General features: G+C 54.6%; 13 protein-coding genes. 6 read left to right on the top strand and 7 right to left on the bottom strand.

Going from position 1 to position 17253, the window contains the following annotated elements; genetic code table 11:
- Positions 1-9: 9 nt before the first annotated feature.
- Both TH19_RS20760 and TH19_RS20755 read left to right on the top strand, forming a co-directional pair.
- On the top strand, positions 10-825 hold the full coding sequence (locus tag TH19_RS20760) for a hypothetical protein (RefSeq protein WP_114104271.1): 816 nt from the start codon (positions 10-12) through the stop codon (positions 823-825).
- A 158-nt stretch (positions 826-983) separates the two neighbouring features.
- On the top strand, positions 984-2201 hold the full coding sequence (locus TH19_RS20755) for an aminotransferase-like domain-containing protein (protein WP_114104270.1): 1218 nt from the start codon (positions 984-986) through the stop codon (positions 2199-2201).
- 94 nt (positions 2202-2295) lie between these two features.
- On the opposite strand, the gene TH19_RS22960 is transcribed toward TH19_RS20755, so the two are convergent.
- The 4 genes from TH19_RS22960 to TH19_RS20740 form a co-directional block, all read right to left on the bottom strand.
- Positions 2296-2418: a DUF2474 domain-containing protein gene (locus tag TH19_RS22960; RefSeq protein WP_220151780.1), complete on the bottom strand. Its 123-nt coding sequence runs from the start codon at positions 2416-2418 to the stop codon at positions 2296-2298.
- The gene (gene cydB, locus TH19_RS20750) at positions 2418-3410 is read right to left on the bottom strand and encodes a cytochrome d ubiquinol oxidase subunit II (RefSeq protein ID WP_437128972.1); all 993 of its coding nucleotides are present in this window, start codon (positions 3408-3410) and stop codon (positions 2418-2420) included. The genes TH19_RS22960 and cydB overlap by 1 nt, the downstream gene beginning before the upstream one ends.
- 2 nt (positions 3411-3412) lie before the next feature.
- A complete protein-coding gene (locus tag TH19_RS20745) occupies positions 3413-4798 on the bottom strand; it encodes a cytochrome ubiquinol oxidase subunit I (RefSeq protein ID WP_114104268.1) in 1386 nt (461 codons plus the stop codon).
- Between the two features lie 209 nt (positions 4799-5007).
- Positions 5008-5901: a LysR family transcriptional regulator gene (locus TH19_RS20740; protein ID WP_309471256.1), complete on the bottom strand. Its 894-nt coding sequence runs from the start codon at positions 5899-5901 to the stop codon at positions 5008-5010.
- A gap of 109 nt (positions 5902-6010) precedes the next feature.
- On the opposite strand from TH19_RS20740, the gene TH19_RS20735 reads away from it, so the two are divergent.
- On the top strand, positions 6011-7021 hold the full coding sequence (locus TH19_RS20735) for a YeiH family protein (RefSeq protein ID WP_114104267.1): 1011 nt from the start codon (positions 6011-6013) through the stop codon (positions 7019-7021).
- Between the two features lie 147 nt (positions 7022-7168).
- Here the strand turns inward: TH19_RS20735 and TH19_RS20730 are convergent, their stop codons facing one another.
- Positions 7169-7582: a DUF779 domain-containing protein gene (locus TH19_RS20730; protein ID WP_114104266.1), complete on the bottom strand. Its 414-nt coding sequence runs from the start codon at positions 7580-7582 to the stop codon at positions 7169-7171.
- Positions 7583-7659: 77 nt separating this feature from the next.
- Positions 7660-9180 carry an aldehyde dehydrogenase gene (gene adh / locus TH19_RS20725; protein WP_114104265.1) on the bottom strand — a complete coding sequence of 507 codons (1521 nt, stop codon included), beginning with the start codon at positions 9178-9180 and terminating at the stop codon, positions 7660-7662.
- A 364-nt stretch (positions 9181-9544) separates the two neighbouring features.
- Here adh and TH19_RS20720 point away from each other — a divergent pair, with 364 nt between their 5' ends.
- Positions 9545-11455, top strand: a complete 1911-nt coding sequence (locus TH19_RS20720) for a sigma-54-dependent Fis family transcriptional regulator (protein WP_114104264.1) — start codon at positions 9545-9547, stop codon at positions 11453-11455.
- A 47-nt stretch (positions 11456-11502) separates the two neighbouring features.
- On the opposite strand, the gene TH19_RS20715 is transcribed toward TH19_RS20720, so the two are convergent.
- Positions 11503-13206, bottom strand: coding sequence for a methyl-accepting chemotaxis protein (locus tag TH19_RS20715; RefSeq protein ID WP_114104263.1), 1704 nt, complete (start codon positions 13204-13206; stop codon positions 11503-11505).
- Between the two features lie 301 nt (positions 13207-13507).
- Between TH19_RS20715 and asnB the strand changes: the two genes are divergently transcribed.
- Together asnB and glpD are read left to right on the top strand one after the other, a co-directional pair.
- Positions 13508-15448, top strand: a complete 1941-nt coding sequence (gene asnB, locus TH19_RS20710) for an asparagine synthase (glutamine-hydrolyzing) (protein WP_114104262.1) — start codon at positions 13508-13510, stop codon at positions 15446-15448.
- Positions 15449-15704: 256 nt separating this feature from the next.
- Positions 15705-17249: a glycerol-3-phosphate dehydrogenase gene (gene glpD, locus TH19_RS20705; RefSeq protein ID WP_114104261.1), complete on the top strand. Its 1545-nt coding sequence runs from the start codon at positions 15705-15707 to the stop codon at positions 17247-17249.
- The last annotated feature ends 4 nt before the right edge of the window (positions 17250-17253 follow it).

Below are 17253 nucleotides of genomic sequence, written 5' to 3'. Positions count from 1 at the left end.
CGAGGCGCGATGTCACACAACAAGGCATCAGGCAGAAGTTTCAAATCCTGGATCATTCAGGATGCCTGTGATGTGTTTTGGAAAAATCGCTTTGTCGTCGCGGTGGCAATTATCTGGCTGGTTCTGTTTGATGTGTTTGACGTGATTGTACCCCATCCGGACTTGCTGGGTTCGGATGGGGTTTTGTCATTTGCGGGGGCTTGCTGGTTTGTGCTGCGTGCCTTGATCGATGCGTTTGCGCTGATCCTAGTTGGCATTTCGGCCCATCTGTCATGTCTGGTCGGTCGGGATGGGTGGGGAACAATCAGGGCAGCGAACCGCAAAGCTGTTCTTCACTGTGCTGCCGGGATGTTGGGGGTGGCGGTACTGATCATTGCGGCAATCCTGGCCTATCAGCAATTCCTTGTCCCTGACATTTTGCGTGCCTTGCTTGGAGGCCGTAACGAAGCGTCGCATCCGGGGCGGCTTTTGATCGGGGGCCTGATCCTTATTGGCCTGCTCGGTGCGATTGCCCTTGGTGCAAGCTGGTTCGCAGCGGTTCTTTCAGGTGCAGGCAGTTCAGTGCGTGCGACATGGTGGCGGGGCCGTGTGACTTTCCTGTTTGTCATCTGGCGCCTGGTTGCCGTTTTGCTTTTATTGCCGGTGATCTCGGCCCTGATCGTGCCGGTGATCGGGCAAATGGTGGCGGTTTTTCATGTCATCGGGATTCCCGCCGATGCCGCGGTGCTGGTTATTCCGGCGATTGTTGGCGGCATGATTGCCTGTTTCGTCACGGTGCTTCTTTCAGTGATTTTTGTTCGTTCCTTTGTCATCTCGTTGAAATAACGCCGGAATCTGATGTTTGTGTGTGGACAAACTATCGGCTGTGCTTTGCTGTTTTTGGTAATTTTATTTCAAAATTGTATCGATATAAAAAATAAACTTGATTTAGGTCAGTGTTCCTTGCCAAATAACGTCAAGAAGACTGACCTAATGAGGAAGCCATGACGATCCAATGGAACGAGATGATAGTCCCCGATGCCCGTGCTTTGCGTGCGTCTGAAATCCGTGATTTGCTGAAGGTTGCCGAACGCCCGGAAATTACCTCGTTCGCCGGTGGTGTGCCGGACCCGGATCTTTTCCCGCTTGCTGATTTCCACGATATGTTTGATGGCCTGACCCGGGACGAGACCGCGGGGCGTCGCAGCCTGCAATATTCGATCAGCGAAGGTCTGCCGGGGTTGCGGCAATGGATTGCCGATGATCTTGCCAAAGCCGGGGCGACCCGCGACATCGACAATATTCTGATCACCTGCGGAGCCCAGCAGGGCCTTGATATGATTGCGCGCCTGTTGCTGGAGCCGGGCCGCGAAATCGTGATGGAAAAGCCAAGCTATCTTGGTGCGATGCAGGCCTTTTCGATGCGTCGGCCAAGTTATGTCGGCATCAATATGGACGAAGACGGCCCGGTCGTTGCCGAACTTGATGCGGCCTTTGCCAACGGCGCACGCATTGCCTATCTGGCACCTGATTTCCAGAACCCGACCGGGCGGTCTTATAGTCTTGATCGCCGTATGGCAGTTCTTGAAACGGCGCGCAAATATGGTGCGGTCATTCTCGAAGATGCCGCCTATTGCAAGCTGTCCTACGAGGGCGAAAGCCTGCCATCGCTTTTGGCGCTTGATGAAATCGGCAGCAACCCGGATGCGGGCACGGTCATTCAGTTGGGGACATTTTCCAAAACACTGGCCCCGGCCTTGCGCATAGGCTGGGTCACAGCACCGCGTCCGGTGATCCGCCAACTGGTTCTGATGAAGCAGGCAGGGGATCTGCATGTTTCAACCATCAATCAGGAAATTGCCCTGCGTGCTGCACGCAAACTTTTCCCGGCCCATCTGGAAACCTTGCGTGATGCCTATCGTGCCAAACGCGATGCGATGCTGGGTGCGCTCGAAGAATTCATGCCGCGCGATGTCAGTTTCTCGCGGCCAAAGGGCGGTATGTTTGTCTGGTTAACATTGCCCGAACATATCGACAGCCGTGCGCTTCTGGTCGAGGCGATGGAAGATGCCAGGGTGGCCTTTGTCCCCGGTCAGGCCTTTTTCTGTGACCAGTCGGGGCAGAATACCGCAAGGTTCAGCTTTGCCACCGAAAAGCCGGAACGCATTCGTGCAGGGATTGAACGCCTTGCTGAGCTGATCCGGCGCAAGGATAACCAGTAAACAAAAAAGCCCGGCAGCAATTGGGGGATTGCTGCCGGGGGATTGCCTGCCTGGCGGTGAAGGTGGCAGGCAACCAAGATAAGGCTTGTGCAGTTCAGGCCTGACCCAGCATGGCCTTAAGCAACAGGGCCGCTGTGCCGATCACGATGATGCCGCCAACATAAAGCCCGACAAACCAAAGCAGACGTCTGGTCTTTTCCGATGTGATTTTGGGCATCAATGATATCCCTCGTCACTGACCTTGCCGCGAAATACCCAATAGGCATAGGCGGTGTAGGCGAAAATCACCGGCAACAGGATCACTGCCCCGACCAGCATGAAGGCAAGGCTGTTTTCCGGTGCGGTCGCGTCGCGGAAGGTGATCATGGGCGGGACAATATTGGGATAAAGCGTGATCCCGAAGCCCAGATAGCACAGGAAAAAGATGCCAAGCGTGATGCCAAAAACCGTCTTTTCCCGATGCGAAACCGCTCGCCACAACCAGAATAAAAGCCCTGCGGTGATCAGCGGGATCGGTGCCATCATGGCCATATTGGGCATGTTAAACCAGCGTTCGGCATAGGCCGGATTGACATAGGTTGTCATCAGCGACACCACGGCAAGGTTTGCCGCCATCCAGATCACGGCCGGTTTGGCAAGGCGGCGCAGATTGCCCTGAAAATCGCCTTCCATCTTCATGATCAGCCAGCCGGTGCCAAGCAGGGCATAGCCGACAACAACCGCCGTGGCGCAGAAGAATGAAAACGGACTGAGCCAGTCAAACGCCCCGCCAACAAAGCGGCCATTTTCAACGGCAATGCCTTCGATAAAACCACCCAGCATTGCGCCCTGCATGGCGCTTGCGATGATTGATCCGGCGGAAAAGGCGATGTCCCAATGTTTCTGGTGGTTCTTGCTTTTGAACCGGAATTCAAACGCCACACCCCGGAAAACAAGGGCAAGCAGCATGACGAAAACCGGAATGTAAAAGGCGGTCATCAGCAATGAATAGGCCTTGGGGAAAGCGGCATAAAGCCCGCCGCCACCCAGCACCAGCCAGGTTTCATTACCATCCCAGATCGGGGCGACCGTATTCATCATGCGGCCGCGTTTGACCGGGTTCTTGATGAACGGAAACAGAATACCGATCCCAAGATCAAAACCATCGAGCGTGACATAGGCGAAAACCGCAACCGCGATCAAAAGAACCCAGATCAGTTGATAATCCATGATCATTCTCCTGCCTGCGGATTGTTGTGGGCGGCCAGTTGACGGCCCCCGGCGCGAAGGAATTCACCAGTCGGCACATGGGCGTTCCGCGGATCATGGTTCATGGCGCGGAGGATATAGGCCGTGCCAACCCCGAACACGATGGAATAGACGACAACAAAGGCGATCAGTGATCCGGCAATTGCGGTGGCGGTTACGGGTGATCCGGCTTCGGATGTGCGCATCAATCCATAAACCACCCATGGCTGCCGCCCGACTTCGGTGGTGAACCAGCCCGCCAGAATGGCGACAAAGCCACTTGGTCCCATGATCAGTGCAAAGCGATGCAAATGCTTGCAGTCATAAAGCTTGTGCCGGAACCGGGCGATCAGGCTTGCGATACCAAGCAACGCCATCAAAACCCCGACGCCAACCATGATGCGGAACGTCCAGAAAACGATGGTGGCATTCGGGCGATCTTCCGGTGCGAAATCATTAAGCCCCGTGATCTTGCCATCCCAGTCATGGGTCAGGATCATCGAGCCCAGCTTGGGGATTTCAACCGCATAACGGGTTTCCTCGGCCTTCATATCGGGCAGGCCAAACAGGATCAGCGGTGCGCCTTCGCGGGTTTCAAAATGGCCTTCCATCGCGGCGACCTTGGCCGGTTGATGTTCAAGGGTGTTAAGTCCGTGCATGTCGCCCGCCATGATCTGGATCGGTGCGACAATGGCCGCCATCCACATTGCCATGGAAAACATGATGCGCGCCGCCCGGTTTTCCCGATCACGCAGCAAATGCAGCGCCCCGACCGCACCCACAACAAAGGCGGTGGTCAGATAGGCGGCCAGAACCATATGGACCAGACGATAGGGGAAGCTTGGATTGAAAATCGCATCGATCCAGCTTGTGACAACCGCGCGACCATTTTCAATCACATAGCCATCCGGCGTCTGCATCCAGCTATTGGCCGACAAAATCCAGAAGGCCGAAAACAGCGTGCCAACCGCAACCATGGTGGTGGCAAGGAAATGAAGCTTTGGCCCGACACGGTTTAATCCAAACAGCATGATGCCAAGGAAGCCCGCCTCAAGGAAGAAGGCGCTTAGAACTTCATAGGCCATCAGCGGGCCGATCACGCCGCCGGTAAATTCCGAAAACGGTCCCCAGTTCGTACCAAACTGATAGGACATCACAATCCCGGACACGACGCCCATACCAAAAGCCAGCGCAAAGATTTTCAGCCAGAATTTGTAAAGTGTAAGATAGGTGTCGTCACGGGTGCGCAACCACATCGCTTCAAGCACGAACAAAAAGCTTGCAAGCCCGATGGTGAATGACGGGAAAATGATGTGGAATGAAACGGTAAAAGCAAACTGTATGCGTGCCAATATTTCTGCATCAAGCATTGGCGTTGGTCCTTCTATCCGGCAAAGCCTTCCTGCCCGACCCCGTGTTTCACTGCGTTGCGAAACCGTTCATTGATTGACCTGATGGGCTGTAAACAGCCGATTAGGGGGCGGTCTGTGTAAGGAAATCGATAGAAGTTCGCGAGAAATGCTGCATTGCGCATTCGCAATTTACATTTGGAAAATTTCCAAAAGAAATGCAGGAACGATTATCCAACCGGATTGAGACAGAGTTTTTCCAGTGCCAGAGAACTTTGAGTTTGCTGGCGTTCCTTGTGCCTCAGCACCATGAATTTACGCGGCGGGATCGGAAAGCTCGCACGGGCCAGTCGTCCCTGTGCGATCAGGGAACTGACGGCGAATTGGGATACGGCGGTGGCGGCGGTGCCGGTTTCCACCGCGGTGATCACCGCCTCGTTGCTGGGCAAGACGAGGGCGGTTTTAAGGCGAGCCGGATCAACATCGAGATCACGCAGCGCGCTTTCAAATTCCGATCTGGTGCCGGACCCGGCTTCGCGCAGGATCCAGTTGGTCTGGGTGACAAGGGCCTGCGCGGTCAGGGGCCTGCCATCGGCCCAGGGATGTTTGGGGCCGACCACGACCACCAGCGCGTCCTCGGCCACTTCGCGCTTGGCAAGGGCGGGTTCGTCAATGTCGCCTTCGATAAATCCGATATCCGCGGCCCCACCGCGCACGGCATCCGATACGGTTTTGGTGTTGCCAATCGTCAGGTGGATTTCAATGCCGGGATACTGATCATGAAATTTCATCAGGAACGGGGGTAGCCAGTAACTGGCAATCGTCTGACTGGCATAGACGTTCAAATCGCCGCGTTGCATGCCGCCAAGTTCGGCCAGTGTCAGTTCGGCGGCACGGGCGCGTGCCAATGTTGATTTGGCTTCGTCAAGAAACAGACGCCCGGTTTGGGTCAGTTCGATCCGCCGCCCGACCCGATTAAACAGGGCCACGCCATAAAACCCTTCCAGGTTCTTGATTGCCGAACTGACCGCAGACGGCGTCAGTCCAATTGCCTCGGCCGCGCGGGTCAGATGTTCGCGTTCGGCAACGGCGACAAAGATTTGCAACTGTTCAAGCGTCATCATGGCAAAGTCCAATCATTCGATTTGATCGAATGAAATATGAATTTTTATTCGATGGAAGTAAATGGTTGGGTGTGAGATTTTCCGAACGTGATCAAAACACAGGAAAATCATGTTTTTTAAAACCCGCATCAAACCGATCCTGCCCGGACTTGCCGTGACCCTTGCGGTCGCGCTTGCCGCCAAGCTTGTCGAACATGCCGAACGTGTTCTGCTTGGGCGTGGCTGGGTTGAAAGTCTGGTCTTTGCCATTCTGATCGGCGTGGTGGTGCGGTCTGTGTTCGGTCTGGCACCGCGGTTTTTTGCCGGTGTGCGGTTTTGCGGCAAGACGGTGCTCGAAATTGCCATCGTGCTGCTGGGCGGATCGATCAGTGCGCAGGCCATCGGATCGGCTGGTGGCGGGTTGATTGCCGCGATCATTGCCGTTGTCTGCGTCAGTCTTTTTGTCAGCTATCATATCGGGCGTGCCCTTGGCTTGACCGAACATCTTTCGATGCTGGTGGCATGTGGCAATTCGATTTGTGGTAACTCGGCCATTGCTGCGACCGCACCGGTGATTGACGCGCGGTCTGATGACGTGGCGGCATCGATTTCCTTTACCGCGGTGCTGGGGGTGCTGTTTGTTTTCATCCTGCCGATGCTGCATGCAGGGCTTGGATTATCCGCCACCCAATATGGTATTTTTTCAGGCCTGACGGTTTATGCCGTCCCGCAGGTTTTGGCCGCAACCGCACCGGCAGGCGCGCTTGCCGTTCAGGTCGGCACACTGGTCAAGCTGATCCGGGTGTTGATGCTGGGGCCGGTGATCTTTGCCCTTGCCCTGATTGGCGGGCGGGCGCGTGAAACCAAGCTGCCAATTGCGCAGGTGGTGCCGTGGTTCATCATCGGTTTTATCGTCATGATGGCGGCCCAGTCGTTCGGATTGTTGCCGGAATTTGCCCTGGGCGGAATGAAAACCGTGTCTTCGTTCCTGACCATTCTTGCGATGGCGGCATTGGGGTTAAGTGTGGATATCCGCAATGTCATGCATGTCGGGGGCCGGGTTGTTGTTGCTGCCCTGATGTCGCTGATTGTGCTTTGTATGTTAAGCGGTCTGGTTCTGGTTATTCTGGGTCAGGCATAAAAAAAGCCCGCCGCCTGGAATGGGGGAGGCAGCGGGCAAGGAAGAAGAAGCCACGGAAAGGTTTGCATAACCGACAGCATCTTCTGGCGTTTCGGGGAGATGACATCATGGGGGATGATGCCGGGAACGAAACGCCACGGGTAAACGTCAAATCCGGGACGCGGGGATGATCGGCTTTTCCTCCTCGGCTTTTTTCAGGATGGCCCATTCATCGTCGCTAAAGATACGCGACCGTGTCAGGAACCTTTTGCCTTCGGGCCCCTCGAGCGAGAACATCCCGCCACGCCCGTTGACGACATCAATGATCAGTTGGGTATGTTGCCAATATTCGAATTGTGCCCGCCCGATGAAAAACGGACTGCCTTCAATCTCGCCCAGCAACACATCCTGATCACCGGTTTTGAATTCCCCGTCCGGGAAACACATCGGCGCACTGCCGTCACAACAACCGCCCGACTGATGAAACATCACCGGGCCATGAATGGATTTCAGTTTCCTGATCAGTTCGATTGCCGCATCGGTTGCGGTAACCCTGTCCGGAATGGTTTCCGATCCGGTCATGATGACCTCCTTCCTTGCGCGATAAGATGACCGGGCACATGTGGGAGGTCATGCACCCGGTCGTGATCACATCGCGATCAGAAGAAGCCCATCGGTTTCGGATCATACGAAACCAGAAGGTTCTTGGTCTGCTGATAATGGTTCAGCATCATCTTGTGGTTTTCACGGCCGATGCCGGACTGCTTGTACCCGCCAAAGGCCGCATGGGCCGGATAGAGGTGATAGCAGTTGGTCCAGACACGACCGGCCTTGATTTCCCGGCCAAAGCGGTAGGAGCGGTTTGCATCGCGTGTCCAGACACCGGCCCCAAGGCCGTAAAGTGTATCATTGGCGATGTGAAGGGCTTCGGCTTCGTCCTTGAACGTGGTGGCAGATACCACCGGGCCAAAGATTTCCTCCTGGAAAATCCGCATCCGGTTATGGCCCTTGAAGATGGTTGGCTGGATATAGAAACCACCGGCAAGATCACCGCCAAGATCGGCCTTGTCGCCACCACAAAGAACCTGCGCGCCTTCCTGCTTGCCGATATCAAGGTAGGACATGATCTTTTCCATCTGCTCTGAAGAGGCCTGTGCGCCGATCATGGTGGTGGTATCAAGCGGGTTGCCCTGTTTGATATTGGCAACACGTGAAAGCACGTTATCCATGAACTTGTCATAGATGCTTTCCTGAATGATGGCGCGCGACGGGCAGGTGCAAACTTCACCCTGGTTAAGGGCAAACATTGCCATGCCTTCGGCGGCTTTCTGACGGAAATCATCATCGGCGGCCATGACGTCTTCAAAGAAGATGTTTGGCGATTTTCCACCCAGCTCCAAGGTCACCGGAATGATGTTTTCCGATGCATATTGCATGATCAGGCGGCCCGTGGTGGTTTCACCGGTAAAGGCAACCTTGGCAATGCGGTTGCTTTGCGCAAGCGGTTTGCCCGCTTCAACGCCAAAGCCCTGAACGACGTTCACCACGCCCGCCGGGATCAGATCGGAAATCAGTTCCAAAAGAACGCAGATTGATGCCGGGGTCTGTTCAGCCGGTTTCAGGACAACGCAGTTGCCCGCTGCCAATGCCGGGGCCAGTTTCCAGACCGCCATCAGGATCGGGAAGTTCCATGGAATAATCTGGCCAACCACACCAAGCGGTTCGTGGAAGTGATAGGCGACCGTGTTGTCGTCAATCTCGCCAAGCGATCCTTCCTGTGCGCGGATGGCACCGGCGAAATAACGGAAATGGTCAATTGCAAGCGGGATGTCAGCGGCCAGCGTTTCACGCACGGCCTTGCCATTGTCCCAGGTTTCGGCGACTGCAAGCATTTCAAGATTGGCTTCCATACGGTCGGCAATCTTGTTGAGCATGTTGGCGCGTTCGGTCACCGATGTTTTGCCCCATGCCGGGAAAGCGGCGTGGGCGGCATCAAGAGCCTTTTCGATATCGTCGCTTGAAGAACGGGCGACCTCGCAGAACGGTTTGCCATTCACCGGCGAGATATTTTCGAAATACTGGCCTTTGGCAGGGGCGACCCATTCGCCGCCAATGAAGTTCTCATAACGGCCCTTGAAGCTGACCGGGCTGCCGGCGTCATTTGGATTCTTGTAGATCATTTTGGTTCCTCCGAGATCGACAGGCGATTTTTTCGCCCGCTTTTTGATTGTGACGCCGCCTTATCCGCAAAGGTCGTGCCACTTTGCCAAAGACCGGGTTCGCGGCAAGAAAATCGGGGGAAACCAACAGGCTGGAAGTAAGGCTGTTTCTGGTGTGGCGCGCGGGAAGCCCGGAACAGTGCGACACATGTGGCGCATTTTGTTCCATAAATGGAACAGTTTGGATTGCGCGGCATTTTTGCTGTGAAACTGTTTGGTGCTGGGCCCCTTTGATATGTTACGATTGCCCCTGTGATCGGATGCGGCAAAAGCCGCGCGCCGGAAATTTCCGGGTCAAAACACCGACACAAGGGAGATAGCGTCTATGTCAGGAAACCTTCCCGGCGGACGGATAGAAGCAGCACTGCAACTTAGCGGTGGTGCGCAAAATCGTGCGGTGCTTGAAAGCTGGCAGCGTTGTGAAGAACGCTTTGGTCTGGCCCATGACACCTTGCGCCGTCCCGAAGTCATGCCCGAAAGCCAGACCCGGCAATTGCGTGATCGCAACGGGCGGCTTTATCACCATGCCCATGACCTTGTCCGAACCCTGTATCGCAAAATCGATGCATCGGGCTATGCGGTGTTTCTGACTGATAACAGTGGCGTGATCCTTGACAGTGTCGCTGCCCATTCCCTGTTGCCGTCATTTCGCACCAACGGACTTTTGCCCGGCGCAGTCTGGAGTGAGGAACGCGAAGGTACGAACGGTATCGGCACCTGTATCGTCGAAGGTCGCCCAATTACCATCCACAAGGACGAACATTTCCTGGCACAGCATTCGGTCCTGACCTGTACCGCGGCCCCGGTTTTTGACCCGGACGGCAAGGTATGTTCGGTGCTTGATGTGTCGGCCGTTCGTGATGATATCAAACGCACTGATTGCCTGCGCGTGCGCGGCATGGTCGCCGACTATGCCGATGCGCTTGAACGTATCCTGTTCTTTGATGAGCGGGCAGGCGATGTCATTCTGCACCTTCATCCCGAGGCGCGCCATGTCGGATCGACCCGCGATGCGATGATTTCGATTGCGCCCGACGGGTCAATCAGTGGCGCAACGTCAACCGCCCGCCGCATTCTGGCCGCGGCCAACAATTCGACCGATATCGGTAATATGTTCGAGATGGATGTGGATGTCCTTCTGTCCAAATTCGCCGAACAAACAGTTCAAACAGGTGATAAGCCATCGGCTATGGCGCTTAATATCGCGGGCGGCGGGGTGCTGTTTGGTTCTGTCACCATGCCTGAACGGATGCGCCGTCGTTATGTCGGACTGTCGACACCGATTGCAACACGGGCGCCAAAGGTTGCAAGGCCAGTTGCACAGATTTCGGATCGCGATCCGGCATTGCGCCGGATTTACGATATCGGTGTGCGCCTTCATGCGCGCGATATCAATATTCTGATGTCGGGCGAAACCGGCAGCGGCAAGGAATATCTGGCGCGCCATATCCATGATGCCACCCACGGAAAATCCAAGAACTTTGTCGCGATCAACTGTGCGGCCCTGCCCGAAGGGTTGATTGAAAACGAACTGTTTGGACATGCTGGCGGTGCCTTTACCGGATCGGCGCGCGATGGGTTTGGCGGGCGCATTCGCGAAGCCAATGGCGGGACCTTGTTCCTTGATGAAATCGGCGATATGCCGCTTGCCGCGCAGGGGCGGCTGTTGCGCGTTCTTGAAAGCCGCAAGGTCGAACCACTTGGCAGTACCAAGTCAGTGCCGGTTGATTTCCGACTGATCTGTGCCAGCAATGTCGATTTGAACCAAGCGGTGGCAGACGGGAAATTCCGCGAAGATTTGCTCTATCGGATCAAGGGCGCACGCCTCGCCGTGCCGCCGTTGCGTGAACGCAGCGACCTTGTTGATGTGATCGGGCGTCTATTGGCGGCATTGTCAAATGACTATGTCGAATGCAGTGATGATGTGATCGATCTTCTTGCCCGTCATCAATGGCCGGGCAATGTGCGCGAACTGATCAATGTCTTGCAATATGCCAGCGTCTTTGCCGAAAACGGCGTGATCGAACGTGACCATTTGCCCGATGATTTCCGGGTTGAGGCAAAGGCAACCACGACCAATGCCCGTGATACGTTGGAGCGTGCCGAAGAAGGGGCATTGCGCCAACTTCTTGATGACCATCATTGGCATATCAGCAACACCGCCAAGGCATTGGGTATCGGACGAAATACCCTGTATCGCCGGATGGCAAGACTGGGAATAGAACGGTCAGGCTAGGGCATGGTGCCTTATGTCCTGACCGTTCATTTCCAGTGTCATGACGTTCAGGCAATATCGCGCAAGAATTGCTTCACGGAGTGATCAAGCTTTTGCGCGCGTTCTTCCATGCTTGCGGTTGCGGCCCTGACATCACCAGACGCAGCGTCGGTTTCATCGGCGGCGTCCATTGCCTGCTGAATGTTGCTGGCAACATCGCGGGTATTTTGCGCAACGTTTGAAATTTTCGATGAAATCTCGGTTGTCGTGTTGCTTTGCTGGTTGATTGACGCGGCAATGTCCGCCGTATCGTCATTAATCTCGCCAATGGTTTCAACAATTTCGCGGATTGCGGCAACGGCCTCGCGGGTTTCGGATTGAACCGTGGCGATCTGTTCCGAAATTTCATCGGTTGCACGCGCGGTCTGTGAGGCAAGGTTTTTGACTTCGTTTGCGACCACGGCAAAACCTTTGCCCGCATCACCGGCACGTGCGGCTTCGATGGTTGCGTTCAGGGCAAGCAAGTTGGTCTGTCCGGCAATATCGGTAATCAGTTTGACGACTTCGCCAATCTTGTCAGCCGATGTTTCCAGTACCGACATTTTATCATTGGTGCTGTTGGCTTCGTTTTGGGCACGTGACATGGTTTCGCGTGACTGGGCGATGCGTTGGCTGACCTCGTATACCGATGCGGTCAGTTCTTCGGCAGCAGACGCAACAGATTCTGCATTATGGGCGACGTCCGATACGACAGATGCCGCATCACTTGCACGCGCCTTGCTTGTTTCCGCCGTGCGGCCAAGCGTGGAGGCGGAGTTGCGCAGTTTTTCAAGCGCCCGCCCCACATCAGAAAGCAAATCGCCGGTCGTGTTTTCAAAATTCTTGGTCAGCTTTTCCATAAGTTCGGAACGTTGCGCCTGGGCGCGTTGAAGCTCGGCCTCCTTGGCGCGCATTTCGCGACGCTCGATCGCGTTTTTCTGGAATACTTTGACGGCTGTTACGATATCGCCGACTTCATCGCGCCGGGCGATTTCCGGAATGGCCGTGTCAAGCTTGCCTTCGGCAATTTCAAGCATGCCGGTGGTCAATCCCCGAAGCGGGGCAATGGCGCGAATGTTCCAGATGATCAAAACGATACTGATCGCAAGCGACAGTACCAGCATGCCGATCATGACAATGGAAAAGTTGCTGGCGACGGTTCTGGCCGATACAGAAATCAACTGGCTTTTGGCTTCTTCATGTTCGATTAGGGCATCGATACTGGCGCGCCAGTCGGCAAAGGCCGGTGCTGCTTCGGCGTTGATCAGGTTGATTGTCGAAGAAAATTCGCCCGCTTTGCGAAGGCCAATGACCTTTTCAATGATTGGTGCTGCGCGTTCTTCGATTGCCTGAATTTCTGCAAAAAGTTGTTGTTCCTGATCCGATGATGTTTCCGGGGCCGAAAGGATTTCGGCCATGCCTTGGGCGGCCTCTGCGTAAATGGCAGCCTGTTCGTTGATGACATTGATTGTGGCATCAACATCATCCTGACTTGCGACCAGTGCCATATCGCGGACTGCGATGGCGCGGTCCTGAACGCTGCCACCCAGATTGATGGCATAGCGTTGCTTGACCCCGTTGACGTCAGTGATCTGGGTAAAGGATGTGTTGATCTGGCTCACAAGGACGACGGAAATCGTCGTCAGGATACTCATAAGCGCAAGGATCGCGACATAGCTGATGATCTGTCGCTGGCCAAGTGAAAGCGACACCTGTTTCTTTGATGCGTTCATCCAGACGTTCCTCCGTGATCTGCTATCTCTGCCGGGTCATCTTGCTTTTAAAGGGTGTATTTCGATGTCGACGTGACCGCGTGCGTTTGGATGGCAGTATATTATTGGTTGTAGGTCCGGAGACGATATCATAACTCTGCATTGTAATTGCACAGTCTGTTTCGCCGTTTTCACCCTGTGGAATAGGGGGTGACGGCAAAAACTGTTTTGGCCGATCATTTCCTGAGATTGTTCAAATGTTTTGATTGTAGAAGGGGCCGTTATTGTTTTAAGTAACGGCAGGGTTTTACAGGATTATTTCATGTGTGGAATTGCCGGTTTATGGCTGTCTGAACAGAGCAACGCAAGCGGTCTGGGCGATGCTGTATCGCGGATGAACGCGTCGTTGCATCATCGTGGCCCGGATGGCGGCGATGTCTGGGTTGATCAGGAAAATGCGCTGGCCCTTGGGCAGCGCCGTCTGGCGATTATTGATCTGTCCGATGCCGGGAAACAGCCAATGCATTCGGCCAATGGCCGTTATGTTATGGTCTATAACGGCGAGATTTATAACGCGCCGGAACTGCGTGAAAAGCTGGCGGCGGCAAATATCAATGTTGCCTGGCGCGGGCATTCTGATACCGAAGTGATCCTTGAATGCATTGCCCATTGGGGGGTGCGCGATACGGTCAAACGCCTGATTGGCATGTTTGCCATTGCCCTTTGGGACAAGCAGACCAAGAAGCTGACCCTTGTGCGTGACCGGCTTGGCATCAAGCCACTTTACTGGTCGCGCTATGAAGGCAATATCGGTTTTGCGTCCGAGGTAAAGGCACTTCTGGCGGGCAACGCGATTTCGCGCGAAGTCAATCGTTCGGGGTTGGAAGCCTATCTTCGGTTTGGTTATGTGCCATCGGGGCTTTCGATCTATTCGCATGCCAAGATGCTTAAGCCCGGTCATATTCTTGAAGTATCGTCGCATGATCAGGCAACCGAAACTGCCTATTGGTCGGTTGAGGATGCGGTGCTTAACGGGCAGAAACATGCCTGGAGCGGCGATGATCAAAGTGCGATTGACGCGCTTGAAGACCTTTTGCGCGATGCGGTTCAGCGTCGCATGGTTGCCGATGTGCCGCTTGGCGCGTTTTTGTCGGGCGGGATTGATTCATCGACCATCGTTGCCCTGATGCAGTCGGTTTCGGACCGTCCGGTCAAAACATATTCGGTCGGGTTCGAGGACGAGGCCTTTAACGAGGCGGCCTTTGCAGGTGAAGTCGCCCGTCATCTGAAAACCGATCACACCGAACTTTATGTCACGCCCAAGGATGCGCTTGATCTGGTGCCGAAGCTTTCGGAAACCTATGACGAGCCGTTCTTTGACAGCTCGGCCATTCCGACCTATCTGATTTCCGGTCTGACGCGCAAGGAAGTCACGGTTGCCCTTTCAGGTGATGGCGGTGATGAAACATTTGGTGGCTATACCCGCTATTTGTGGGCAAAGCAGCTCAGTCGCGGGGCAGGGGCCATTCCGTTTGGCGGATCGCTGGTGTCGCGTGGTTTGACCATGTTGTCGCCGGAAACGTGGGATGCGCTTGTCGGCTTGGTGCCGGGCAAACGTTCGTCCAGTGCGATTGGTGATAAAATCCACAAGGCAGCGCCGCTTCTGGCGATCAAGGATGATCTGGATCGTTATCATGCTTTGTTGTCTCTGTTTGACAGTGACAAGCTGCTGGGCAGCCGGGCAAGTGGCAAGAAATTCCGGGTTCCGGGCGAGAAATTCTGTCGGAACCGCAATCTTGATTATGTCTCGTCCATGCAGGTCATGGATACGATGATGTATATGGTCGACGATGTTCTGACCAAGGTTGACCGGGCGTCGATGGCCAATTCACTCGAGGTCCGCGTGCCGTTCATCGATCATCGGGTGATCGAATTCGGCTGGCGGCTGCCGGTGCGCCTTAAGATGAATGGATCTACGGGCAAATATGCCCTGCGCCAGATCCTTTATAAATATGTGCCGCGCGAAATGATTGACCGTCCCAAAACCGGCTTTGGCGTGCCGCTGGCGCAATGGCTTCGCGGGCCGCTGCGTGAATGGATGGGGGATCTTCTGGCCAATGATGCGCTGTATCATGATTTTGGTCTGGACCGCACCCAAATCCAGAAGCTGCATCAGGAACATATGAGCGGCAAACGCAATTGGGGCCATCAGCTTTGGACGATTTCCATGCTGTCTGACTGGCAGAAACGCTGGCTGGCCTGATTGGCCCGGACCTGATCAGCTTTTTAAATATCGATATCTTTATGAACGCCCCGCCTGAATATCAGGCGGGGTTTTTCTATTTGTTTCAAAAATGAACTTTTCTAATTCAGGGCTGGTGTTCCTGTCCTTCATGAAATCTCGTGCGGAATTGTCATATCTGCGTCGAAATAATGTCATAATTCGAAACTTGAAAATTTTCGAAAATGAACTATTTTGTTCCTCAAACAGAGATTCCTTTCGTTGAAAGAGGCCCGATATGGCTAGGACTAAGCATTATGATCTGATCATTGTTGGTGGCGGCATTAATGGTGCCGGGATCGCCCGTGATGCGGCTGGTCGTGGTCTTAAGGTTTTGCTGTGCGAAAAGAACGATCTGGCCAGTGCGACATCATCGGCCAGCACCAAGCTGATCCATGGCGGGTTGCGGTATCTGGAACATTATGAATTCCGTCTGGTGCGCGAAGCACTGACCGAACGTGAAGTGTTGCTGAACAATGCGCCGCACATCATTCGTCCGCTACGTTTCGTCCTGCCGCATCGCAAGGATTTGCGCCCGGCCTGGATGATCCGGCTTGGCCTGTTTCTGTATGATCATCTTGGCGGTCGTAAAAAGCTTCCGGCGTCCGAGGGCATTTCATTTGCCAACCATGTATCGGGTGCGCCGCTTCGCGATGGTGTGACCAAGGGCTTTGTCTATTCCGATTGCTGGGTTGATGATGCGCGTCTGGTGGTTCTTAACGCCCTTGATGCCAAGGGGCTGGGTGCTGAAATCCTGACCCGGACCGAGTGCGTTGGCGCGAAACAGGTCGACGGACATTGGCAGGTTTCCCTGCGCGATCAGGAAACGGGAACAGAGCAACAGGTTTCGGGGCGCATGTTGATCAATGCGGCGGGGCCGTGGTGTGCTGATCTGATCAATCCGCAAAATGGTGTGGTTCAATCCGAAACCAAGGCCAATATCCGTCTGGTCAAGGGCAGCCACATTGTTGTGCCCAAGCTGTTTGACCATGATTATTGCTATATCTTCCAGAACGGCGACGGGCGCATTGTCTTTGCCATTCCCTATCAGGAACATTTCACCCTGATCGGCACCACCGATGTTGATTTCACCGGTGATCCGGCCAAGGTCAAAATCGATCAGGACGAGGTCGATTATCTTTGCAAACTTGCCAGCGGTTATTTCAAAAAGCAGGTGGCTTCCGACGACGTTGTCTGGACCTATTCGGGAGTGCGTCCGCTTTATGCCGGGAACGGTGAAAGTGAAAATGCGTCCAAGGTATCGCGTGATTACACCCTGAAACTTGAAGCCAGCGAGGGTTCAGCCCCGGCATTGCATATCTTTGGCGGTAAAATCACCACCTATCGCAAGCTTGCCGAACATGCGCTTCAGATCATCAGCAAACAGCTTGGCACCCGTGATGTGCCCTGGACGGCAAGAGAACCTTTGCCGGGCGGTGATTTCCCCAACGCGTCTTATGACGAAGCTTTGGCGCATTATGCCGGTGAATATGGTTGGATGGATCGTGGGTTGCTGAAACGCCTGCTGCGTTCCTATGGCACCCGGATTGAACAGATTATCGGAACAGCGTCAAAAATGACCGATCTTGGTTATTGCTATGGCCATGATCTTTATGAAGCCGAACTTCGTTACCTGGTCGATCAGGAATGGGTGCGCGAGATTGACGATCTGATCTGGCGACGGTCAAAGCTTGGCCTGCGTCTGAGCGCCGAACAGATTGCCGCGCTTGAAAACCGTCTGGCACAGGAAAAGCAAGCTGGAAACGTCATCGCCGCGCAGTAATGCC

It is taken from the genome of Thalassospira profundimaris (assembly GCF_003326675.1).
GTDB lineage: Bacteria > Pseudomonadota > Alphaproteobacteria > Rhodospirillales > Thalassospiraceae > Thalassospira > Thalassospira aquimaris.
This window is presented reverse-complemented; position numbering and strand designations above follow the sequence as displayed.